Here is a 22,867-nt window from a genome sequence, read left to right as displayed (position 1 = left end):
CCTCGACGGTTTCCCGATTCCTTCTCTCACTTAATCTCATTTTCGCTTCGGTTCGCCAGGCCGAGAACCCGTGCGGTTCCCAGCCCGGCCAGCAGCGAACCGGGTACGGCCAGCTTGGAGCGGCGGACACCGCTGCCGATCACCACCGCCGGGTGGGCCGCCACCGCCTCGTCGACCAGCACCGGCCAGCCGGCGGGCAGCCCGAGGGGGGTGATCCCGCCGTACTCCATCCCGGTCAGCGTGACCGCGTCGTCCATCGGCGCGAACGAGATCTTCCGCGCGTCCAGGTGGCGCCGGACCACGCCGTTGACGTCCGCCCTCGTGGTCGCCAGGACCAGGCACGCCGCGTAGCGGGTCTCCCCGGCCCGCCTGGCGGCCACGATCACACAGTTGGCCGACTCGCCCGGGTCCACGCCGTAGCGCTCGCAGAAGGCCGCGGTGTCGGCCAGTTCCGGGTCGATCTCGGCGACGGCGACGTCCCCGGCCCCGTCGCGTCCCGCCAGCTCCGCGACCGCCCGCGCCACCGGCTCGGCCAGCAGGTCCGGCCGCATCCCGGCACTCGTCCAGTCCAACGTCCCGATCGCCATCGCCGTCGGCTCCCCCTCGCTCCTCCGTACCGGGAGCCCCTCCCGTACCGACGGGCTCCGCACCGAAGACCTTACGGCGGCCAGGCCCGTGACGCGGGCCGCGGCGGCGCGGAGGACCTCCGGGTCGCGGGTACGGCGACCGGTCAGGAGGTCGTCCGCAGCACCCTGTGGTGCAGCTCGGTGACCGTCCTGCGCGCGGACTCCATCGCGCCCGCCTGCCAGGCGATCAGGTGGGTGAGCCAGTCACCGGCGAAGTGGACCCGGCCGGCCGGTTGCTGCAGGAGGGTGAAGGCGCCCTCGTAGGAGGGCCATCGCACCCAGCCGCCCTCCACGTGCGGCCTGCGCCGCCAGGCGATCGAGACGCTGGAACGCAGCTCGGCGCGGTACTTCTCGCCGTGGATCTTCTTGCCCTGGGTGAGCGCGCGGGCGCGGCGGCCGTCGTGCGGGAGCCCGGCGTACCGGTCGGCGTTCTCCTCGGTGTTGTAGTAGCCGACGACCAGGCCGCCGCGCGAGTGGTAGCCGTGCGAGGGGTACCAGATGTGGGTGATGTCCAGGTCGGTCTCGGTGACGCCGCCGTAGATCCGGTCGTCCGTCTCCCACCAGCGCCTGCCGTACTCCAGGCCGATCTTGCCCGCGGAGACCGGGACGGGGGTGCGGAGCGCGGCCGTGACCGGGGCGCCGAGGTTGTGCGGCAGCCGGGCCAGCAGGTGGGGCGGCAGGGTCGCGATGCAGTAGTCGGCGCGGACGACGCCGCCGGGGTGGGTGACCTCCACCCCGTCTGGCAGGTTCCTGATGCCGGTGACCGGCGTGCCCGTCCTGATCCGGTCGCGGCCGACCGCGTCGGCGAGCGCGACGACGATGCCGTCCATGCCGCCCACCGGCTGGAACATCGGCGTGGCCTGGTCGTAGCCGAAGTCCATGGTGACGGCCCTGCCGGTGCCCGCGGCGAGCACCTGGCGCAGCGAGGGCGCCGCCCCCAGCGGCACGCCCTCGCCCACCCCCGGCCAGGTCTCGAAGCCCCGGCGGGTGGAGCCCCGGTAGGACAGGTCGGGGCCGAGGTCGCCGAAGCGCCGCAGGAACTCCGCCAGCCGCTCGCGGTCGTCCGCGGTCAGGCGGCGGTTCAGCGCGCCCGCGTCGCTCGCCTTGGCCAGCAGCTCGGCGACGTGGCCGTACAGGTCCGCGCGGGCCGCGCGGGCCCGCACCGGGGCGGTCATGCCGCGCGTGTAGACGTACGCCGAGGCGTTGTTGTTGACGAACGTCTCGATGGGGACGCCCAGCTCGCGGCAGTAGTCCATGGTGACCATCCACGGCGCGATCCGCCCGGCCCCGGCGTTGAAGTAGACGCCCTCGCCGAACCCGGCCGTCTGCGTCGCGCCGCCCAGCTCGTCCAGCCGGTCGCCCGCGCGCAGCGTGAGGTTCCTGCCGCCCACCCGGTCGGACGCCTCCAGGACCGTGCAGTCGTACCCGGCCTTGCCCAGCTCGTACGCGCAGGTCAGCCCGGCGACACCGGCGCCGAGGACGACCACGCTGGCCGCCGCCCTGCCGCTGAGGGCGAAGTCGGAGGGCTGCGGGGGCGTGTAGTTCCGGTCCTGGGAGTCCGGGGCCAGGCCCAGGGCGCCCATGGCCGCGAACATGGCCCCGGCGCCCCCGGCCGCGCCCACGCCGACCAGCAGAGCCCTGCGCGTCAGGCCACCGGCGGACCCGCCCGGGGCACGCTCCGGCGCGGAACCGGAGGGAGCGGGAGCGGAGGGAGCGGGGGTCGCGGGGGGAGCTGGGGACGCGGGGGGAACGGGAGGGGAGGCGCCGGTCTCGTCACTCATCGGCGGTCGTCAGGGGCATCGGGCACCGTCGTGGTCGTGGTCGGGTACGGGGATCCGTCCGGTGGAGGACGTCGGGGCATTCGGGGGTGGACGTTCGGAGTGCTGGAGACGTCCGGGGAGAGGAAAATCACGAAAAAGGCCGCAAAGGGGGTGGTCGAAGCGTAGAGGAGACCGGGGGCGGTACCGAGGAGGGCATCGCGGGATCAGCCGTACACGCCGCTGCGGCAGGCGACCTGGCCGCCGATCATGGCGAAGATACCCATCAGGGACATGATCTGCGAGAAGTCGCCGGTGGTGAACTCGGTGTGCCGGGGGCCCGCGGCCGTCACGCCGGGCACCAGCGCGCATCCCGCGGCGATCGCGGTGGAGTTCCACTCGATGCCGAGGGTGAACGGCGGCTCGGGCGCGTACGGGCGGAAGTCGGCCACCCGGCCCAGCGCGCGGGCGGTGGCCTCGCGGATGCGCGCCTGGGCGACGGCGGGCGGCAGCAGCTCGGCGGCGAACCGGTCGACGCCCCGCTTGACCGCGACGGTCTCCACGTCGCCGAGCAGCTCCCTGGCCTCCTCGCAGGCCGCCTCGTCCCCGGTCACCAGGACCACCGGCACGCCGAGCGACCCCGCGAACGAGGCGACCAGGCGGATCTCCCCGCACACCTCGCCGTTGAGGTGGACGTTGTGGATCTCCCTGCCCATCCAGGTGTGGTTGAGGACGCCGTGCCGGACGCCGGCCCGCGCGTGGTAGCCGGCGAAGCAGGCCGCCCGGTGGCTCGCGTCGAGCCCTTCGCCCATCCGCAGCGGCTTGCCCGGCCCCCGCAGCAGGGTCGCCCGCTCGTCGAGCAGGTCGATCCTGAGGTTCTTGGTCGACCCGTGGGCGTCGTTGACCCGCACGGCGGTGGCGCCGCCGTCGAACGCCCCGGCCACGACCGCGTTGGCGTCCGCGGTCATCAGCTCGCAGCCACGCTCGTAGCCGCGGCCTCCGGCGTGCATCTCCTCGGGGTCGGTCAGCCCGCTGACGCCCTCCATGTCGACCGAGACGTAGACCTTCACGCCACCCCCCACGTCTCGACGCGCCGCGCCTCGTCCTCGTTCATGAGACCGATCTCCCCCGTCATGAAGTCGCGAACCCGGCCGCGCCACGGCTCGGGGATCTCCTCGATCGCGGGCGGGTAGCAGCGCTCCAGCCAGGCGGTGGAGGACTCGGTCGCGCCCAGGTACCGCGCCGCCGCGCCGAAGACGGTGTCCTCGACACCGGGCACCCGGGCGCAGCCGTACTCGATCATCTCCTGGCCCCCGTACGGCGGCGGCTCCTGCCACCTGCGGGCGACCGGGCGGCCCGCGGTGATCGTGGTGCGCAGCGGGCGGCGCTCGACGGCGGCCTGGATGAGTTCCTTGTACAGGCACTTGCCGCAGGTCCCGCAGGGGCCGCCGACGCCGCGCAGGCACCAGCGGACCTGGCCGCGCAGCTCCGAGTTCAGGGCGAGCCGCATCGTGACGGCCTCGCTCACCCCGCCCACCGGGAGCACCAGGTGCACCCCGGCCGCGGCGAACGCCCGTCCCCAGGCGCCGTGCGGGGCCCACATGGGGTTGTCGGGGGTGTAGCGCAGCAGGTAGCGGTCACCTCCCAGCCAGCGCGACCCCAGCTCGTAGCCGAACGCCAGGCCGCCCAGGTCGAGCTCGTCGGCCATCAGCAGCGCGCCCGCGGCGACCGCGTGGTGCTCGGGGTAGCCGGGCCGCGGCTCGGCGAGCGTGAACTCCAGGTCGGAGCGGACCACGGTGAGCTCGCGGCCCGTCGCGGCGGCCAGCTCGGCGAGCACGTCGGAGCGGTAGTGGGTCCAGCGGTTGGGCACCCGCGGGTGGGAGACCCGCTGGAAGTGCACGAACGGCGCATCCGGCAGCATCGCGGCCACCGCGACCGAGTCCGCCCCGCCGCTGTAGGAGATCGCCAGCCTGCCGCCGGACCGCGCGCCCGTACCCACCGGACCGGCCTCGATCCCCCAGCCGTCGCCGATCGCCCCGGCGAGGCCGTCGGAGATCGGCCGGTCGAAGACGATCCTGCGCCGGGTCCACGGGGCCGCCACGGTCCACGCGGCGAGGGCGAGCAGGTCCGGGTGGATCTCGCGCAGGGTCCGCGGGAGCTCGATCCGGAAGGAGTTCGTGGCCAGCCTCAGCGGCTGGCCGTCGGCGCACCGGCCGGTGACGTCGTCCTCGGCGTCCAGCCGGAAGGCCATCCGCCAGGTGTCGCCGTCGGCCGTCCAGGTCACCCTCATCCGGCGCTCCCGGCGCTCCCGGTGGCCGGCCGGTTCTGTCCCGTCTCCGAGGTCCGTCCCGTCTCCGGGGTCCGTTCCGGTTCCGAGGTCCGTCCCGTCTCCGGGGTCCGTTCCGGTTCCGGGATCCGTCCGGGTCCCGCGGCGCGGCCCGGTTCGGTGGTGACGCGGTCCACGGCCTGCCAGAGCAGCACCTCGTTCCGCAGGACCTCCTCCAGCGCGACCGCGGTCTCCTGGGCCAGCCGGTGGGCGTCGTCCCAGCGTCCGGTCCGCGCCGGGTCCGGCCGGACCCGGGCCACCTGCGCGCGCAGGTCGGCGACCTCCGCGCGCAGCGAGGTGACCTCCCTGGCCAGCGTCCGGACCTCCCAGAGCGCGTCCTTGACGTCCTGCCGGTGATCGGCCCTGGAGATGTACCGGGCGTCGAACCATCCGAGGACCGCCCGCCGCAGCCGGGTGGGCACCAGCGCGCGCTTCACCAACCGCACCATGCTGGCACGATACCGGCAATGCCGGATCTATCCGGCCAATCCGCGAGGCTCACGCCCCCGGCGACCCGGCGCCCCCGGTCCCCTCGGCGCTCTCGGCGCCTCTCAGCGCCTCTCAGCGGCCGGTGAACTCCGCCTTCGTCTTCTCCGAGAAGGCCCGCATCCCGGCCTTGGCGTCCTCGGTGGCGAACAGGCCGGAGAACTGCAGGCGCTCGATCTCCAGGCCGGTGTCGAGGTCGGTCTCCAGGCCGTGGTCGACCGCCTGCTTGGCGGCGCGCAGCGCCAGGGCCGGGCCACCGGCGAACCGGCCCGCGTAGGCGAGGGCCTCGGCGTACACCTCCTCGTCGGGGACGACCCGGTCCACCAGGCCGAGGGTCAGGGCCTCGGCGGCGGGCACGTGGCGGCCGGTGAAGATGAGGTCCTTGGCCCGGGAGGGGCCGATCAGCCGGGGCAGCCGCTGGGTGCCGCCCGCGCCGGGGATGATGCCGAGCAGGATCTCCGGCTGGCCCAGCCTGGCCGACTCGCCGGCGATCCTGACGTCCGCGCACAGCGCCAGCTCGCAGCCGCCGCCCAGGGCGTAGCCGTTCACCGCGGCGACCACGGGCTTGCCGATCCGCGCCACCGCGGTGAAGCAGTCCTGCAGGGCCCGCGAGTGGGCCGCCATGTCGGCGTACGACATGCCGGCCATCTCCTTGACGTCCACCCCGGCCGCGAAGACCGGCCCCCCGTAGAGGACCACGGCCTGCACGCCCGCGTCGGTGTCCACCTGCCGGGCGCTCTCGGCCAGCTCCCGCTGGACCTGCAGGTTGAGCGCGTTCATCTTCGGCCGGTCGAGCCTGATCGTCGCGACCCCGCCGTCCGTCTCCACCCGCACGAACTCACCCATGAACGTCCCTTCGCCGAACCCGCCTCACGCGGCCGGCCCGCGGCCGGCCGCGGGTGTCCCACCGTGTCGTGGTCCACCGTGCCGTGATCCAACATAGGGCGCGGGCTCAGTTGACGGGCAGGGCCAGGTCCCTGCTCTCCCCGGCCCTTCTGGGCAGTCCGGCGATCGTCCTGCGGTAGATCGCCTCGTAGCCGCGGGTCATCGCCTCCACGCTGAAGAAGCGCTCCACCCGGGAGCGGCAGGCGCGCGGGTCGAGCGTGCCCGCCGCCTCGATCGCGGCGGGAAGGCCGGCGGGGTCGCTCCGGACGAAGCCGGTGACGCCGTCCACGATCACCTCGGGCACGGCTCCCCTGCCCAGGGCGACCACGGGCGTGCCGCAGGCCATGGCCTCGATCATGACCATGCCGAACGGCTCCTCCCACAGGACGGGGAAGATCAGGCACCTGGCCGCCGCCATCAGCTCGCGCTTGCGGGCGGTGCCGGCCTCCCCGAGGTACTCGGCGTCGGGGCCGAGCCTGGGCCCGACCTCGGCGTCGAAGTAGGCGTGCTCGGTCCTCTCGACGAGCTTGCCGGCGAGCAGGATGCGCCGCCCGGCCGCGCGGGCCGCGTCGATGGCCAGGTGCGCACCCTTGTCCCGGCTGAACCTGCCCAGCCAGAGCACCCAGTCCTCCTTGCGCTCCCGGTACGGGAAGGCCCCGGCGTCGACGGCGTTGTGCACGACCCCTGCCCAGTTCAGGTCGGGGGCGATGCGCCGCTGCGCCTCGGAGATGGCGACCATCGAGGCCGTGGCGCCGAGCACCCGGTAGTAGTCGCCGAACTCGCCCTCGACCTCCCCGTGACAGGTGACCACGGTCGGGGCGGACCTGGCGGGCGCGTACAGCGGCCCGGCCAGGGAGTGGTCGTGGACGACGTCCACCGCCAGCCCCGCGCTCATCGCGTGGGCCCTGGCCGCGTGCAGCACCTCGGGCAGCGCCTCGCCGATCCGCTCGGAGGGCGCCCGCCCGTAGGTGGCCAGGAAACGCGCGGGCGTGCCCGCCCGGCCCGCCCCGATCAGCGTGACGTCGTGCCCGCGCCGGGTCAGCCCGGTGGCCAGACCGGCCACCATCGTCTCGATGCCCCCGTAACCGCGGGGCGGCACGTCGTACCAGGGCGGCGCGACCAGCAGGACGCGCATGCAGCCGGACCGGTCCGGGATGTCTGTGGAAGAGAGCATGGCCACCTCACCTGCAAGGGCACGGAAGGACACGAAAGGACACATAAGGACACGGAAGGACGGACAGGACACGGGAACACGCGGGGACGCGCGCGTCAGTGGACCGGCCACATCGCCCTGGCCGGTGGGCCGCGCGGCTCCTCGATCAGGGTGATCCCCTCGGGCAGGCCGCGGACGGACGTGCCGACGGCGCCCACCTCGATCGTGACGTCGGAGCCCGCGAGCGCGAGCCCCTCGATCCGCAGTCCCTCCAGACCGGCCGGGCACAGCCGCAGGTGCCCGCCGGATATCGAGGGGTCGAACCGCAGCATGCTGCGCAGGAGCTGGATCGGGGCCGCGGCGGCCCAGGCCTGCGGGGAGCACGAGGAGGGGTAGGGCACGGGCCAGGTGAACTCGGCCCGGTCGAACCCGCAGAACAGCTCGGGCAGCCGCCAGCCGAACGCCTCGGCCGCGTCCAGCAGGCCGTAGGTGATGCGGCCGGCCTCCCGCTCGAAGCCGTAGCGCATCAGGCCCGCCGCGATCAGGGCGTTGTCGTGCGGCCAGACCGAGCCGTTGTGGTAGCTCATCGGGTTGTAGGCCCCCATGTCGCCGGCCAGGGTGCGCACCCCGTACCCGGTGAACATCCGGGGTGAGAGCAGGTGCTCGGCCACCCGGCCGGCGCGGTCCTCGTCCACGATGCCGGTCCACAGGCAGTGGCCCATGTTCGAGGCGAGGCTGTCGACGGCGCGCCCGGCGCCGTCCAGCGCGACCGCGTAGTGACCCCGGTCCGGCAGCCAGAAGCGCTCGTTGAAGGCGTCCCTGATCCGGCCCGCGCGGGAGGTCCACTGCGCCTCCAGGGAGGCCTGCCCGGCCTTGGCGGCGAAGTGGGCGCGCGCGAGGTAGGCGGCGTAGACGTAGCCCTGGACCTCGGCCAGCGCGATGGGGGCGCGGGCCAGGGTGCCGTCGGCGAAGCTGACGCCGTCGAAGGAGTCCTTCCATCCCTGGTTGGCCAGCCCGTGGTCGGTCTTGCGGCGGTAGGACAGGAAGGGGTCGGCCGACCTGCGGATCCAGTCGAGGGCGTCGTCGGCGTACGGCAGGAGCTCCTCCACGGCCTCGTCGTGCACGCCCCAGCGGCCCAGCTCGCCCAGGACCATCACGAACAGCGGGGTGGAGTCCACCGAGCCGTAGTAGGCGCGGCCCGCGTACGGCGAGGCGCCGCCCTGCCTGCCGAAGCGCAGCTCGTGCAGGATCTTGCCCGGCTCCTCCTCGGTCAGCGGGTCGCTGACGGTGCCCTGCAGCCTGGCCAGGCGGCGCAGCGTGCCCAGCGCGAGCGACTGGTCCATCAGAAGCGCCATCCAGGAGGTGAGCAGCGAGTCGCGGCCGAACAGGGTCATGAACCACGGCGCGCCCGCGGCGATCGTGGGGGGATCGTCGGGCCTGTCCGGCTCGAAGAGCCGCAGCGCCCCCAGATCCTCCGTGGAACGTTCCAGGACGGCGGACAGGAACCGGTCCGGGGTGGTGATCACCGGGCTGCGGCGCTCCCAGTCGGCGCGGCGCCTGACCGGTTCTGCGTGCTCCAGCGGGTGGTGGGCGGGGAAGCGGCCGGGCGACTCCTCGCCCTCCAGGATCGGGTTGACCTGCAGTCCGGCCGTCCACTCGCCGCGCGAGGGCACCAGGACGCGGAAGACGAGCAGGCCGGGCCCGGCGAACGGCGCGGGGTCGGCCACCACCCTGGTGCCCCGCCCGCGGCAGGCCGAGACGATCAGCAGCCCGGAGCGGTCGGCGGTCGTCTCCACGTCGCTCACGTGCCGGACCCGCCCGGCCTTCACCTCGAACAGGTCGGCCACGTCGGAGCCGACGTGCAGGGCGACCACGCACCCGGCCGGCTCGTCGGAGAGGTTGCGCAGGGTCAGGTCCTCGCGCAGGCCGCCGCCGACGTAGCGGTCCCTGATCACCAGCAGGGTGCTCTCGGCCCGCCCCGGGCGCGGTCCGGCCCGGCCGACGAACGTCGCGTGGTACGGCTCGCCCGGGACCACCCGCAGGCCCTCCACGGGCAGCTCGTCCACCCGCAGTTCCCAGCGCGACAGCAGCCGGGTGTCGGCGTGGTAGACGCCCTGGGACCCGCCCTGCAGGATGTCGCCGTTGCGGGCGCACACGCAGAAGGAACCCCCCTCGACCAGGGTGACCGTGGTGTCGCCCAGCGCGGCCGGCTGCCCCTCGGACGTCCATGCGCTCACTAGCCCGCCCCCAATAAGAGGGATATGTCCGTCATATTGGGATTCCCTAGTAAAGAGCTAAAGAACACTGCAAAAGACATTATTAGCGCTTTTTGCCCTTTAAAAGACGTTTTTCGTTTCGGGGCCCACCCTCCCCCCGAACACCCCCTCCCGACAAAGGCCGCGAAAAACCGAGCCTTCCCGTATCGGTTGGAGTCACAGCCCGGCAGACCCTGGCATACCCGTACGTGACCAGATAGTAGTCATCTCATTACTCTTCGTGACGATCAAAGGAGGGCACGTGCCAGGTATCGACCGTCGGGGGTTCGCCAGGCTGGCCGGGCTGGGTGCGGTGGGGGCCGTGGGCTCGACCGTGGGCCCGGGAACGGCGGCCCGGGCGGGGGTCCCGCTCGCGGACCCGGTCCGCGCTCCCGGCCCGGGGCCGCGCCGGGCCAGGAGCTGGGACACCTGCGTGTCCATGGCGCGCGACCTGCTGCTGGTCGGCGAGGACGGCTCCGACCTCAAGCTGAGGTATCTCAAGGTGCTGATCGACGACGGCCTGCCCAGGACCCGCTCGCCCAAGCGGGTCCTCGTCGTCGGTGCCGGGATCTCCGGGCTGGTGGCCGCCACCCTGCTCAAGCGGGCCGGGCACCGGGTCACCGTCATCGAGGCGAACGGCGACCGGATCGGCGGCCGGATCAAGACCTTCAGGTCCGGTTTCGCCGACCGCGCGCAGTACGCCGAGGCCGGGGCCATGCGCATCCCCGACTTCCACCCGCTCACGCTCGCGCTGATCGACAGGCTGGGCATCCCCCGGCGGCTGTTCTACAACGTGGACGTGCGGCCCGGCGCCGCGGCCACCGGCCCGGTCCCGCCCGTCGTCTACACCCCGCGCCAGGGTCCCGTCTGGCGTTCCGGCCCCTCGCGCGGGGAGTTCACCGCCCCCGCGCGGGCCGACCGCACCTGGATCCGGGTCAACGGCATCTCCCAGCGCCGTGACGAGTACGCCAGGGACCCGCGCAGGATCAACGCCTCGTTCGGGCTGGACGACCGCAGGACGGCCGGCAGGATCCTGGACGACGCGCTCGACCCGGTCCGCGACCACTTCTCCGTCGTCCGCGGCTCCGGGCGGGTCGACAAGCCGCTGCCCGAGCTGATCGAGGGCTGGGCCCGGGTGCTGCAGGAGTACGACGACCACTCGATGAACCGCTTCCTGCGCGAGCGGGCCGGGCTGAGCGACGCGGCGATCGACTGCATCGGCACCCTGGAGAACCTCACCTCCCGGCTCCCGCTGTCGTTCATGCACACCTTCCTCACCCGCAGCCTGGTCAACCCCTCGGCGACCTACTGGGAGATGTCCGGGGGGAGCTGGCAGCTGCCCTACCGCCTGCGGCCCGGGCTGGGCCGCGACATCCGGATGGACCGCCGGGCCACCCGGATCGAGCAGACCGCGCGCGGCGTGCGCGTCGAGACCGTCACCGAGACCGGCAGCACCGAGTCGGCCTCCCGGCCGCAGCGCAGGGGGGAGACGTTCGAGGGGGACGTCGCGATCATCACGGTCCCGTTCTCGGCGCTGCGCCACGTGGAGATCGCCCCGGCCCTGCCCTACCCCAAGCGGCGCGCGATCATCGAGCTGCACTACGACTCGGCGACCAAGGTGCTGCTGGAGTTCCGCAGGCGCTGGTGGGAGTTCGACGAGCGCGACTGGCGACGGGAGCTCGGTTCCCGCTACCGCCCGGGGACCGCGAGCCGCACCATGGGCGGCGGCTCGGTCACCGACAACGCCAACCGGTTCGTCTACTTCCCCTCCCACCCGGTGCCCGGCAGCGAGGGCGGCGTCGTGCTGGCGAGCTACGCCTGGGCCGACGACGCCTCCCGCTGGGACTCCATGGACGACGCCGAGCGCTACGGCCACGCGCTGCGCGGCCTTCAGGAGGTGTACGGGGAGCGCGTCGCCGAGTTCTACACCGGCCACGGCCGCACCCAGAGCTGGCTGCGCAACCGCTACGCCTTCGGTGAGGCGGCCGTCTTCACCCCCGGGCAGATGACCGAGATCCACCCGGCCATCGCCGCCCCGGCGGGACGGCTGCACTTCGCCGGCGAGCACACCTCGCTGAAGCACTCCTGGATCGAGGGCGCCCTGGAGTCGGCCGTCCGCACCGCCCTGGAGGTGCACGCCTGACCTCCGCGGAGGGTGAGGCCCCCGCGGAAGGCGAGGCCCCGCCCTCCCCGCGGCGTGACCGCGGGGAGGGCGGGGCCTTTTGACACCTCGCCAGGGCCTCGCCGGAACCTACGGTGAGGGTCCTCACCGGAGGCCCCGGCGGGGCGCCTTCTCAGCGCAGGGTGCCGTTGGTCATGCCGACCGGCTCCTCCGGGACGGTGACCAGGCCGAGCTCGGCCGTGGACGCCACCAGCGGGTGGTCGGGGACGACCCTGACCGTGTAGCCGAAGGGACCGGTCCGCTCCAGCGGGACGGTCCCGGCGAAGACGGCCCGGCCGTCGTCGCCCTCGGACTCGACGGTCAGGTCGGCGTAGGCGGGGTCGGCGAGGTCGTCGTGGTCCCCCACCCGGCCGTAGGCCGCCTGCACCCGGATGTCACCGGGCTCCAGCTCGCCCAGCGCGATGGTGGCCCGCAGCTCCAGCGAGGAGCCCAGCTCCGGGGTGTCCCCCAGGCCCGAGGTCTCCACGTGCTCGACCCGCACGCCCGGCCAGGCGCGGCCGACCTTGAGCTTCCAGGCGGCGAAACCCCTGGCCCGCTCGTAGCCGTCACCGGACAGGGCCCGCGCCGAGGCCGCGGCCGGGGCGTACAGCCCGACCACGTAGTCGCGGAGCATCCGCCCGGCGAGCACCTTGGGGCCGAGCGAGGCCAGCGTGTGCCTGACCATCTCCAGCCACCGCCGGGGCAGGCCGTCGGCGCGGTCGTAGAAGCGGTCGGCCACCTCGTGCTCGATCAGGTCGTACAGGGCGGTGGCCTCCAGCTCGTCACGCCGGTCGGGGTCGGTGACGCCGTCGGCGGTGGGGATGGCCCAGCCGTTGGTGCCGTCGTACCACTCGTCCCACCAGCCGTCGCGGATCGACAGGTTGAGCCCGCCGTTGAGCGCGGCCTTCATGCCGGAGGTGCCGCACGCCTCCAGCGGGCGGAGCGGGTTGTTCATCCACACGTCGCAGCCCTGCACGAGCAGCTGGCCCAGGGCCATGTCGTAGTCGGGCAGGAAGACGATGCGGTGCCGGACGTCCTCGGAGTCGGCGAACTTCACGATCTGCTGGATGAGCTTCTTGCCGCCCTCGTCGGCCGGGTGCGCCTTGCCCGCGATCACGATCTGGATCGGCTTGACCGGGTCCAGCAGCAGCGCACGCAGCCGGTCGGGGTCCGACAGCATCAGGGTGAGCCGCTTGTACGAGGGCACCCGGCGGGCGAAGCCGATGGTCAGCACCTCGGGGTCGAGGGCCTCGTCCACCCAGCCCAGTTCGGCCCGGGAGGCGCCCCGGTTCAGCCACGACTGGCGCAGCCGCTCGCGGGCCGCCCGGACCAGCCGCTCGCGCATCCTCCCCCGGATGCCCCACACGTCGCCGTCGCTGACCTTGGCGATGCTCTCCCAGCCCTGAGCGCGCTCGACCAGCGTGGGCAGCTCCTGGCCGGCCAGCTCCATGATCTCGCGGCCGACCCAGGTGGGGGCGTGCACGCCGTTGGTGATGAAGCCGATCGGCACCTCGGAGGTGTCGAAGCCCGGCCACAGGCCCTGGAACATCCCCCGGCTGACCTCGCCGTGCAGCTCGGAGACGCCGTTGACCCGCTGGGCCAGCCGCATGCCCATCGCGGCCATGTTGAACTTGCCGGCCTCCTCCTCGGCGCCGAGCGCGAGGATGCGGTCGACCGGGACCGTGGGCCAGGCGTTGTCGCCGCCGAACTGGCGGGCGATCATCTCGGCGGGGAAGCGGTCGATGCCGGCGGGAACCGGCGTGTGGGTGGTGAAGACGGTGCCGGCCCGGACCGCCTCCAGGGCCTCGTCGAAGGAGAGCCTGGCCTCGGTGAGCTCGCGGATGCGCTCCAGGCCCAGGAAGCCGGCGTGGCCCTCGTTGGTGTGGAACACCTCGGGCTCGGCGTGCCCGGTGACCCGGCAGTAGGCGCGGATGGCGCGGACGCCGCCGACGCCGAGCAGCAGCTCCTGCAGCAGCCGGTGGTCGGTGCCGCCGCCGTAGAGGCGGTCGGTGACGTCACGGGCGGCGGTGTCGTTCTCGGCCACGTCGGAGTCGAGCAGCAGCAGCGGCACCCTGCCGACCTGGAGCACCCAGACCTGGGAGTGCAGCGTGCGGCCCTCGGGAAGGCTGATCTTGATCCGGACGGGGGCGCCGTCCTGCTCGCGGAGCAGGGTCAGCGGCAGGCCGCCCGGGTCCAGCGAGGGGTAGTGCTCCAGCTGCCAGCCCTCCGGGGAGAGGGACTGGGTGAAGTAGCCGTGCCGGTAGAGCAGGCCCACGGCCAGGATCGGCACCCCGAGGTCGCTGGCCGCCTTGAGGTGGTCACCGGCCAGGATGCCCAGGCCGCCGGAGTACTGCGGCAGGGCGGCGGCGATGCCGTACTCCGGGGAGAAGTAGGCGACGGCACGGGGCGCGTCCGGGATGGTCTGGTACCACCGGGGCGCAGTCATGTACTCGCGAAGATCGTCGGCGGCGTCGGCCAGGCGCCGCAGGAAGCGGCGGTCGGCGGCGAGCTCACGGAGCCGGTCGGCCTCCACGGCGCCCAGCAGGGCGACGGGGTCGTGGCCGACGCGCGCCCAGATGGCCGGATCGACCTCGCCGAAGAGGTCCAGCGTCTCCGGGTGCCATGACCAGCGCAGGTTCAGGACGAGCTCGCCGAGGGAGGCCAGCTCCGGGGGCAGGACGGTGCGGACGGTAAACCTACGGATTGCTCTCACGGTGCCAGACCCTAGTTACTCAGCGCCACGAGGGCGACCTCAACACTCAACGCGTCTCCCCCTCACCGGTATCAAACCGTCCCAAACACAACAGAGACAGGTCATCAACTGTGAGGACGGCTCGCCGGAGAGTAAGAGGTCTCGCACTCTATCCAGAGCCACGCATGAAGATGGACTATTGGGGCACCGGACATACGAGCCAGCCCTACCGCCCTCGGGAACCGGCCGTCCCAGCTGGGCAGGGTTCCGCCCTGCCCGACGACGGCCGCCGGGAAAGCTTGAAAAACGAAGATCTTCCTTGCTGACTTCCCCGGCGGTACCGGGCGTGCCGCCGCTACCTTGAGACGCGATGATCGGACGAATTCCCATTCAGGACATCCACCCCACGGTCGACTGCGGGCGCCGCCCCGCGAAGGCCGCTGCGGGTGAGACCTTCGAGATCTCCGCGACCGTGTTCCGCGAGGGACACGACGCGGTCGCCGCGGGCGTGGTGCTGACCGGCCCCGGCAAGGCGCGCGGCCCGTTGCTGCCCATGGCCGAGCTCAATCCGGGCACCGACCGCTGGGGCGTGGAGGTGACGCTGCCCACCGAGGGTGAGTGGCGTTTCCGCGTGGAGGCCTGGGGCGACCCCGTGGCCACCTGGCTGCACGACGCGGGCATCAAGATCCCTCGTGATCTGGACGCCGACCTGATGTGCGAGGAGGGGGCCCGGCTCTTCGAGCGCGCGGCCAAGGCGGTCCGGCCCGCCGACTGCCGTCCGGTGACCGCCGCGGTGGCGGCCACCGTGGCGACGACCGGTCCCTCCGGGCGCAAGGGCGGGCGCAAGCGGCCCGAGGCCGCCCCGGAGCAGCACGTCTGCGGGCACCGCGCCGCGCTCCAGGCGGTGGCCGCCCGGCTGCGCGACCCGGAGATCGACCCGCGCGCCCGGTTCAGCGTGGCGCAGGCGCCGGAGACCGCGGCGCTGCTGCGCGCGCACCCGCTGCGCGACCTGGTGACCAGGTCGGCGCCGCGCACGATCCTGGTCCACCGCCGCAGGGCGCTGTTCGGGTCGTGGTACGAGTTCTTCCCGCGTTCCGAGGGTGCGATCATCGAGCACGGTGTCGCCCCCAAGTCCGGGACCTTCGCCACCGCGGCCGAGCGCCTGCCCGCCGTGGCGAGGATGGGCTTCGACGTGGTCTACCTGCCGCCGATCCACCCGATCGGGCAGAGCTTCCGCAAGGGGCGGAACAACACCCTCACGCCCGAGCCGTACGACCCGGGCTCGCCCTGGGCGATCGGCTCGGCCGAGGGCGGCCACGACGCCATCCACCCCGAGCTGGGCACGTTCGACGACTTCGACGCCTTCGTGGCCAAGACCCGCGAGCTGGGCATGGAGGTCGCCATCGACCTCGCCCTGCAGTGCGCGCCCGACCATCCCTGGGTCAAGGAGCACCCGGAGTGGTTCAACATCCGCGCCGACGGCTCGATCGCGTACGCGGAGAACCCGCCCAAGAAGTACCAGGACATCTACCCGCTGAACTTCGACAAGGACCCCAAGGGGATCTACGAGGAGATCAGAAGGGTGGTGCGGCTCTGGATGGACCACGGGGTGCGGATCTTCCGCGTGGACAACCCGCACACCAAGCCGGTCTCCTTCTGGGAGAAGCTGCTGGCCGACGTCCACACCACCGACCCGGACGTGTTGTTCCTGGCAGAGGCGTTCACCCGGCCGGCGATGATGCGGATGCTGGCCAAGGTCGGCTTCCACCAGTCGTACACGTACTACACGTGGAAGAACTCCCGCGCGGACGTGGAAGAATATCTGGGCGAGCTCTCGCACGAGACGTCGCACTACATGCGGCCGAACGTGTTCGTGAACACCCCTGATATTCTCCACGAGTACCTGCAACACGGGGGAGTCCCGGCATTTCGGATCAGAGCCGTACTCGCGGCCACGTCCATGCCGACCTGGGGCGTGTACGCCGGATACGAACTTGCGGAGAATGTCCCGGTAAGGCCAGGTAGTGAAGAATACCTAGATAGCGAGAAATACCAGTACAGACCCCGGGACTGGGAAGCGGCCGAACGAGAGGGCCGTAGCCTGGCCCCGCTCATCACGCAACTCAACTTGTTCCGAAGAGCCCACCCGGCGCTCCAGGAACTGCGTAATCTACGTTTCCACAGCGTTAACAATCCGGACGTGGTCTGCTTCTCCAAGCGGCTGCCCGGCGCCTATGACACGGCCACACGACGGCACGGCCTGGGCGACGTGGTCCTCGTTGTCGTGAACCTGGACCCGCACCACACACATGAGGCGACGGTGTCGCTGGACATGCCGGCCCTCGGTCTCGACTGGCAAGCCGAGTTCGTCGTGGACGACGAACTGTCGGGCGAGTCGTACCGCTGGCGGCAGGACAACTACGTGCGCCTCGATCCCCACATCCACCCAGCGCACGTCTTCACTCTGCGTGCCGCGGCGGCGAACCAGCGGTGAGCCGGCCGGGTACGCGTATACCGGCAGAACAGCGGGGAGTCCACTGGTGAGTCAGCTACACGAGCCCATCCCGAACACCTTCGACGAGGAAAAGCCGCGCGATCCGTACTGGTTCAAGCGTGCCGTCTTCTACGAGGTTCTCATCCGGGGCTTCGCCGATTCCAACGGCGACGGCACCGGAGACATCCGCGGTCTCATCCAGAAACTGGACTACCTCCAGTGGCTGGGCGTGGACTGCCTCTGGCTGCTGCCGCTGTACGAGTCGCCGCTGCGTGACGGCGGGTACGACATCGCCGACTTCATGAAGATCCTGCCTGACTTCGGCGACCTCGGGGATTTCGTGAAGCTGGTCGACGAGGCGCACAAGCGCGGCATGCGGGTCATCGCCGACCTGGTGATGAACCACACCAGTGACCAGCACCCGTGGTTCCAGGCCTCCCGGCACGACCCGGAGGGCCCGTTCGGCGACTTCTACGTCTGGAACGACAACGACGAGCTCTACAAGGACGCCCGGATCATCTTCGTCGACACCGAGACGTCGAACTGGACCCACGACCCGGTCCGCGGGCAGTACTACTGGCACCGCTTCTTCAGCCACCAGCCCGACCTGAACTACGAGAACCCCGACGTGCAGGACGCGATGCTGGAGGTCCTGCGCTTCTGGCTGGACCTGGGCATCGACGGTTTCCGGATGGACGCCATCCCGTACCTGTTCGAGGTCGACGGCACCAACTGCGAGAACCTGCCCCGCACCCACGAGTACCTCAAGCGGGTCAGGGCCGAGGTCGACCGGCTCTACCCCGACCGGGTGCTGCTGGCCGAGGCCAACCAGTGGCCCGCCGACGTGGTCGAGTACTTCGGCGACCCGGCCACCGGGGGCGACGAGTGCCACATGGCGTTCCACTTCCCGCTGATGCCGCGCATCTTCATGGCGGTCAGGCGGGAGTCGCGCTACCCCATCTCCGAGATCATGGCCCAGACGCCGAAGATCCCGGAGAACTGCCAGTGGGGCATCTTCCTGCGCAACCACGACGAGCTCACCCTCGAGATGGTGACCGACGACGAGCGCGACTACATGTACTCGGAGTACGCCAAGGACCCGCGGATGCGGGCCAACGTCGGCATCCGGCGGCGGCTGGCGCCGCTGCTGGAGAACGACCGCAACCAGATCGAGCTGTTCACGGCGCTGCTGCTCTCCCTTCCGGGATCTCCCGTGCTGTACTACGGCGATGAGATCGGGATGGGCGACAACATCTGGCTGGGCGACCGCGACGGCGTCCGTACCCCGATGCAGTGGAGCCCGGACCGCAACGCCGGGTTCTCCGAGTGCGACCCGGGCCGGCTCTACCTGCCGGTCATCATGGACCCGATCTACGGTTTCCAGGCGCTCAACGTCGAGGCCCAGCAGCGCAGCGCGGGCTCGCTGCTGCACTGGACCAAGCGCATGATCGACATCCGCAAGCGGCACCCGGTCTTCGGGCTGGGCGAGTTCACCGAGCTGAACTCCTCCAACCCGAGCGTGCTGGCCTTCGTCCGCGAGCTGGGCGACGACCGTATGCTCTGCGTCAACAATCTGTCACGGTTCCCCCAGCCGGTGGAGCTCGACCTCCGCCGTTTCGAAGGATCCGTTCCGGTGGAGACGATGGGCGGGGTTCCCTTCCCTTCAATTGGCGAACTTCCGTATCTTTTGACGCTCCCTGGGCATGGGTTCTACTGGTTCACCTTGCCGCCCGCGTCCCAGGAGGCGTAACGCCGTGTTGACGGAGCTCCTTACCGGTTGGATCACCCATCAGCGTTGGTTCGCCGGTAAGGGGCGCCCGATCGACGATCTCGTCGTCGATTCGGACGTCGAGTTGTCACCCCGTCTACGCCATCTGATCATCTCGGTCCACCAGGCCGGTGCCCGCGACCGCTACCAGCTCCTGCTGGGCAGCGAGGCACCGGAGTGGGCCCATTTCAAGGCCGCCCACATCGGCGAGGGCTACTACGACGCCGCCTACGACGCCGACCTCACCGTGGCCCTGCTGGAGGGCATGGCCGAGGGCCGCGACACGGGGCCGCTGCGCTTCCGTCACGTCGAGGGCGTGGAGATCGACACCTCCCTGCGCAGCCTGGTCCTGGGCGCCGAGCAGTCCAACACCTCGCTGGTCTACGGCGAGACCTACATCTGCAAGCTCTTCCGCCGCCTGAACGCCGGGGTCAACCCCGAGCTGGAGATCGTCACCGCCCTGGCCCGGCACGGCGGCCGGAACATCGCCCGCCCGTACGGCTGGATCGAGGCCGACCTGGACGGCGAGCCCACCACGCTGGCGATGACCCAGGAGTTCCTGCCGAACTCCAACGACGGCTGGGCACTGGCGCTGGCCAGCGTCCGCGACCTGTACGGGTCGCTGGAGGGGTCGGCCTCCGACGCGGGCGGCGACTTCAGCTCCGAGGCCTACCGCCTGGGGATCACCACCGCCCAGATCCACCACGAGCTCGCCGCCGCCTTCCCGACGGACACGATCGAGCCGCAGGAGGTCAAGCGGATGGTCGAGGAGTTCCGCCGCCGCCTGGGCACCGCGGTGGAGGAGGTGCCCGAGCTGGGCGAGTACGCCCACGTGGCCGAGGAGGCCTACCAGCGCGTCACCGACGTGGCCTCCGAGACGCGGGTCCAGCGGGTGCACGGTGACTACCACCTGGGCCAGGTGATGCGCACCACCACCGACTGGATCGTCCTGGACTTCGAGGGCGAGCCGGGCCAGCCCATGGCCGAGCGCCGGGCCCTGGCCTCCCCGCTGCGGGACGTGGCCGGCATGCTGCGCTCCTTCGACTACGCCGCCCGTCACCTGCTGGCCGACCACTCCGACGCCGACGAACTGCGTCCCCGCGCGGTGGAGTGGGCCGAGCTCAACCGGTCGTCGTTCCTGGCCGGCTACTCCGCCGGCGGCGGCCACCTGCGCGCCGAGGACGCCGTCCTGCTCCGTGCCCTGGAGCTGGACAAGGCCGCCTACGAGGTCCTCTACGAGGCCCGCAACCGGCCCACCTGGATGCACATCCCGATGTCGGCCTTCCAGATGGGCCGCTAGGCCCCTGCTCACGCGGCGTGCCGGGCGTCTACTCGAACGGGGACGGGTCTCCGCTGCCCCGGCGGAGGATCACGGGCTCGTCCTGGGAGAGGTCGACGACCGTCGTCGGGGTGGCGCCGCACTCACCGGAGTCGATGACGGCGTCCACCACGTGGTCGAGCCTCTCCTTGATGTCCCAGCCCTGGGTCTGCGGCTCGGTCTCGCCGGGCATCAGCAGGGTGCTCGACACCAGCGGTTCGCCGAGCTCGGCCAGCAACGCCTGGGTGACGACGTGGTCGGGGATGCGGACGCCGACCGTCTTCTTCCGGGGGTGCAGCAGCCGCCGCGGCACCTCCCTGGTCGCGGGGAGGATGAACGTGTACCCGCCGGGGGTCGCCGCCTTGACCGAGCGGAACAGCGCGTTGCTCACCTGAACGAACGTGCCGAACTGCGCGAAGTCCCGGCAGATCAGGGTGAAGTGGTGGTCGCTGTCGAGGTCGCGGATCTCCCTGATCCGGTCGATGCCCTCCTTGCTCCCCATCTGGCACCCCAGCGCGTAGCCCGAGTCCGTGGGGTACGCGATCAACCCGTCCGCGCGCAGAAGATCGACCACCTGGCCGATCAGCCGTGGTTGGGGACTGTCCGGATGTACGTCGAAGTATTTCGCCACACCCCAGAGCTTAGGTTCTGTTCCGTGGATCACTCGCGCCGGAGCGGGAGCCGGGTCCCCGCCGCAGCGGCCCGGCGGCGGTCCCGGCGCGGACGGGGGCTTGATCACACGGGCGGGGACGATCATCATGTGGTGTTCGCCCCGTCCCCGGGAGCCCCACGACCTGAGAGGTCCCGTGTCCCACACGCCGATCGGCTACAACCCCTTCGACCACGCGCTCCACGAGGACCCCTACCCCGTCTACGAGCGCCTGCGCGAGGAGGCGCCGTTGTACCTCAGCACGATCCCCGAGCTGCCGTTCTGGGCGCTGTCGCGGCACGCGGACGTCTGGGCGGCGTTCCGGGACACCGGGCTGTACTCCAGCGCCTACGGCGTCTCCCTGGAGCTGTGGTCCCCCCAGGCCAGGGAACGGTCCTCGTTCATCAGCATGGACCCGCCCGAGCACACGAACTTCCGCGCCCTGGTCTCCCGGGGCTTCTCCCCGCGGCGCGTCATGGACCTGGAGCCGCGGATCCGCGAGCTCACCCGCGCCCGCCTCGCGGTCGTCCTGGAGGCCGGGGAGTTCGACTTCGTCGGCGACCTGGCCCAGCGGGTCCCGGTGGACGTGATCTCCGAGCTCGTCGGCGTCCCCGAGGCCGACCGGGAGGAGGTGCTGCGCCTGTCGAACCTGATGATCGCCCGCGACGAGTCGTTCACCATGCCAGCCGCGGGCCGGGAGGCCACCGGCGTCCTGATGCGCTACTACGAGGAACTGATCGCCGAGCGCCGCGCCCGTCCCGGCGACGACATGGTCTCGGCCCTGCTCGCCGCCGAGATCGACGGCCGGCGCCTGTCGGTCACCGACGTCCGCGCGGTGCTGATGCTGCTGGGCGTGGCCGGGAACGAGAGCACGGCCAAGCTGCTGGGCAACGCCTGGTACCAGGCCGCGCGCAACCCCGATCAGCGGGCCGTGGCGTTCGCCCCGGGCGGGGGCGGCGTCGGCCCCTGGATCGAGGAGACCCTGCGCTACGACAGCTCCGGGCAGATGGTCGCCCGCCGCGTCACCCGCGACGTCGAGCTGTACGGGCAGGTCGTCCCGGAGGGGTCGCGGATGCTGCTGCTCGGCGCCGCGGCCAACCACGACCCGCGGGTGTTCCCCGACCCGGAGCGGTTCCTGCTGGGCCGGGACACCTCGCGCCTGCTGTCCTTCGGGACGGGCGCCCACTTCTGCCTCGGCGCCTCGCTGGCCCGTCTGGAGGCCCGCGTGGTCCTGGAGGAGCTCGTGGCCGCGGTCCGGGAGGACTACGAGGTCGGCGAGGCCGAGCGCGTCCACTCGGCGAACATGCGCGGCTTCGGTTCCCTGCGCACCGTCGTCAAGGCCCGCTAGTCCTTGCACACCGTCGTCAGGGGCCCGCCGGTCCTTGCAGACCCGTCGTCAGGGCCCGCCGGTCCCTGCGCACCGTCGTCAGGGCCTGTTGGACCCCTGCGGACCGTCGTCAGGACCCGCTAGGCCCCTGCGGACCGGACCCGGCCGACGCCGCCGTAGATCCCCACCTGGTCCGGTCCCAGCCCCTCGGCGATGCCGTCCGGGTGCCAGGTGGTGATGGGGACGACGCCGGGCTCGACCACCTCCAGGCCGTCGAGGAAGGGGACGATCCGCTCCAGGGGCCGCAGGGACGGGGACGCCGAGGCGCGCGAGTACGCCTTCTCCAGCGACTCCACGTACTCCTCGAAGCCCACGGCCGTGCCGTGGGAGATGCCCAGGTGGCTCCCGGCGGGCAGGGCGTCGCGGAACTCCCGCACCGCCCCGTACGGGTCGTCGGCGTCGGCCACGAAGTGCAGCAGGCCGATCATCAGCAGGCCGATCGGCTCGTCCCAGTCCAGGAACTCCCTGACGGTGGGGTCGGACAGGATGCCCCCGGGGGTACGGGCGTCGCCCTCGACCACCCGCACGTTCCCGCTGTCGGACATCAGCGTCTGCGCGTGGATCAGCACGACCGGGTCGTTGTCGACGTACACGACGCGCGCGTCCGGGGCGAGCTCGTGGACGTTGCCCGCCGTGGGCAGGCCCGCGCCGATGTCGAGGAACTGGCGGATCCCCTCACCGTGCATGAAACGCACGACCCGGCGCAGGAAATGCCGGTTCTCCCTGCACGCCTTCTGCACGTACGGGCTGGCCCGCATGGCGGCCTCGGCCGCGGCGATGTCGGCGGGATAGTGGGTGTTCCCGCCGATGTAGTAGTCGTACATCCGGGCCGGATTGGCCTTGGCCGGATCGATACCGGGGGCGCGTTCGCGATCCTCCATGCGGTTTCCTTCCGTCGGCGCTGAGGGGA

16 protein-coding genes are annotated in these 22,867 nt (G+C 71.9%); 5 read left to right on the top strand and 11 right to left on the bottom strand.

Translation table 11 applies throughout. The features are described from left to right. Nucleotides 1–26: 26 nt before the first annotated feature. The 8 genes from ABD832_RS13850 to ABD832_RS13815 all read right to left on the bottom strand — a co-directional run bounded on the left by ABD832_RS13850 (nucleotide 27) and on the right by ABD832_RS13815 (nucleotide 9,470). Nucleotides 27–587: a YbaK/EbsC family protein gene (locus ABD832_RS13850; protein WP_344893981.1), complete on the bottom strand. Its 561-nt coding sequence runs from the start codon at nucleotides 585–587 to the stop codon at nucleotides 27–29. 143 nt (nucleotides 588–730) lie between these two features. After that, complete coding sequence (locus tag ABD832_RS13845; protein ID WP_344893978.1) at nucleotides 731–2,407, bottom strand: flavin monoamine oxidase family protein; 1,677 nt, start codon at nucleotides 2,405–2,407, stop codon at nucleotides 731–733. A gap of 203 nt (nucleotides 2,408–2,610) precedes the next feature. Then, a complete protein-coding gene (locus tag ABD832_RS13840) occupies nucleotides 2,611–3,453 on the bottom strand; it encodes a M55 family metallopeptidase (protein ID WP_344893975.1) in 843 nt (280 codons plus the stop codon). Then, a complete protein-coding gene (locus ABD832_RS13835) occupies nucleotides 3,450–4,673 on the bottom strand; it encodes a DUF6395 domain-containing protein (RefSeq protein WP_344893972.1) in 1,224 nt (407 codons plus the stop codon). Before ABD832_RS13835 ends, ABD832_RS13840 begins: the two co-directional genes overlap by 4 nt. Next, the gene (locus ABD832_RS13830) at nucleotides 4,670–5,158 is read right to left on the bottom strand and encodes a hypothetical protein (protein WP_344893969.1); all 489 of its coding nucleotides are present in this window, start codon (nucleotides 5,156–5,158) and stop codon (nucleotides 4,670–4,672) included. Before ABD832_RS13830 ends, ABD832_RS13835 begins: the two co-directional genes overlap by 4 nt. A gap of 112 nt (nucleotides 5,159–5,270) precedes the next feature. Then, entirely contained in the window at nucleotides 5,271–6,041 is a 771-nt protein-coding gene (locus ABD832_RS13825; RefSeq protein WP_344893966.1) for an enoyl-CoA hydratase/isomerase family protein, read from the bottom strand. Nucleotides 6,042–6,147: 106 nt separating this feature from the next. Further along, entirely contained in the window at nucleotides 6,148–7,254 is a 1,107-nt protein-coding gene (locus tag ABD832_RS13820; protein WP_344893963.1) for a glycosyltransferase family 4 protein, read from the bottom strand. A 95-nt stretch (nucleotides 7,255–7,349) separates the two neighbouring features. Then, nucleotides 7,350–9,470 (bottom strand): amylo-alpha-1,6-glucosidase, encoded by a 2,121-nt coding sequence (locus ABD832_RS13815; protein ID WP_344893960.1) that lies wholly within the window; start codon nucleotides 9,468–9,470, stop codon nucleotides 7,350–7,352. Nucleotides 9,471–9,750: 280 nt separating this feature from the next. On the opposite strand from ABD832_RS13815, the gene ABD832_RS13810 reads away from it, so the two are divergent. After that, nucleotides 9,751–11,631 carry a flavin monoamine oxidase family protein gene (locus ABD832_RS13810; RefSeq protein WP_344893957.1) on the top strand — a complete coding sequence of 627 codons (1,881 nt, stop codon included), beginning with the start codon at nucleotides 9,751–9,753 and terminating at the stop codon, nucleotides 11,629–11,631. 151 nt (nucleotides 11,632–11,782) lie between these two features. Here ABD832_RS13810 and glgP read toward each other — a convergent pair whose 3' ends face one another. Continuing rightward, nucleotides 11,783–14,362: an alpha-glucan family phosphorylase gene (glgP, locus tag ABD832_RS13805; protein ID WP_344893954.1), complete on the bottom strand. Its 2,580-nt coding sequence runs from the start codon at nucleotides 14,360–14,362 to the stop codon at nucleotides 11,783–11,785. A gap of 349 nt (nucleotides 14,363–14,711) precedes the next feature. Between glgP and ABD832_RS13800 the strand changes: the two genes are divergently transcribed. The 3 genes from ABD832_RS13800 to ABD832_RS13790 are packed head-to-tail and all read left to right on the top strand — an operon-like array spanning nucleotide 14,712 to nucleotide 19,903. Further along, nucleotides 14,712–16,835 (top strand): alpha-1,4-glucan--maltose-1-phosphate maltosyltransferase, encoded by a 2,124-nt coding sequence (locus ABD832_RS13800; protein WP_344893951.1) that lies wholly within the window; start codon nucleotides 14,712–14,714, stop codon nucleotides 16,833–16,835. A gap of 46 nt (nucleotides 16,836–16,881) precedes the next feature. Further along, nucleotides 16,882–18,585, top strand: coding sequence for a maltose alpha-D-glucosyltransferase (treS, locus tag ABD832_RS13795; RefSeq protein ID WP_344893948.1), 1,704 nt, complete (start codon nucleotides 16,882–16,884; stop codon nucleotides 18,583–18,585). A 4-nt stretch (nucleotides 18,586–18,589) separates the two neighbouring features. Continuing rightward, nucleotides 18,590–19,903: a maltokinase N-terminal cap-like domain-containing protein gene (locus ABD832_RS13790; RefSeq protein WP_344893945.1), complete on the top strand. Its 1,314-nt coding sequence runs from the start codon at nucleotides 18,590–18,592 to the stop codon at nucleotides 19,901–19,903. 28 nt (nucleotides 19,904–19,931) lie between these two features. Here the strand turns inward: ABD832_RS13790 and ABD832_RS13785 are convergent, their stop codons facing one another. Next, nucleotides 19,932–20,552 carry an L-threonylcarbamoyladenylate synthase gene (locus ABD832_RS13785; protein ID WP_344893942.1) on the bottom strand — a complete coding sequence of 207 codons (621 nt, stop codon included), beginning with the start codon at nucleotides 20,550–20,552 and terminating at the stop codon, nucleotides 19,932–19,934. Nucleotides 20,553–20,727: 175 nt separating this feature from the next. Here ABD832_RS13785 and ABD832_RS13780 point away from each other — a divergent pair, with 175 nt between their 5' ends. Continuing rightward, nucleotides 20,728–21,918, top strand: coding sequence for a cytochrome P450 (locus tag ABD832_RS13780; RefSeq protein WP_344893939.1), 1,191 nt, complete (start codon nucleotides 20,728–20,730; stop codon nucleotides 21,916–21,918). Nucleotides 21,919–22,037: 119 nt separating this feature from the next. Here the strand turns inward: ABD832_RS13780 and ABD832_RS13775 are convergent, their stop codons facing one another. Then, nucleotides 22,038–22,838, bottom strand: a complete 801-nt coding sequence (locus tag ABD832_RS13775; RefSeq protein WP_344893936.1) for an SAM-dependent methyltransferase — start codon at nucleotides 22,836–22,838, stop codon at nucleotides 22,038–22,040. Between the last annotated feature and the right edge of the window lie 29 nt (nucleotides 22,839–22,867).

Origin of the sequence: Streptosporangium longisporum (genome assembly GCF_039534895.1) — a bacterium.
Lineage (GTDB): Bacteria > Actinomycetota > Actinomycetes > Streptosporangiales > Streptosporangiaceae > Streptosporangium > Streptosporangium longisporum.
The sequence above is the reverse complement of the archived record's forward strand: the minus strand, read 5'-3'. Positions and strand labels throughout refer to the sequence as shown.

Bases quoted from the DNA above. Each gene is read 5' to 3' on its own strand.
- ABD832_RS13850 (WP_344893981.1), bottom strand. From the start codon at position 587: ATGGCGATCGGGACGTTGGACTGGACGAGTGCCGGGATGCGGCCGGAC.
- ABD832_RS13845 (WP_344893978.1), bottom strand. From the start codon at position 2,407: ATGAGTGACGAGACCGGCGCCTCCCCTCCCGTTCCCCCCGCGTCCCCA.
- ABD832_RS13835 (WP_344893972.1), bottom strand. From the start codon at position 4,673: ATGAGGGTGACCTGGACGGCCGACGGCGACACCTGGCGGATGGCCTTC.
- ABD832_RS13830 (WP_344893969.1), bottom strand. From the start codon at position 5,158: ATGGTGCGGTTGGTGAAGCGCGCGCTGGTGCCCACCCGGCTGCGGCGG.
- ABD832_RS13825 (WP_344893966.1), bottom strand. From the start codon at position 6,041: ATGGGTGAGTTCGTGCGGGTGGAGACGGACGGCGGGGTCGCGACGATC.
- ABD832_RS13820 (WP_344893963.1), bottom strand. From the start codon at position 7,254: ATGCTCTCTTCCACAGACATCCCGGACCGGTCCGGCTGCATGCGCGTC.
- ABD832_RS13800 (WP_344893951.1), top strand. From the start codon at position 14,712: ATGATCGGACGAATTCCCATTCAGGACATCCACCCCACGGTCGACTGC.
- ABD832_RS13775 (WP_344893936.1), bottom strand. From the start codon at position 22,838: ATGGAGGATCGCGAACGCGCCCCCGGTATCGATCCGGCCAAGGCCAAT.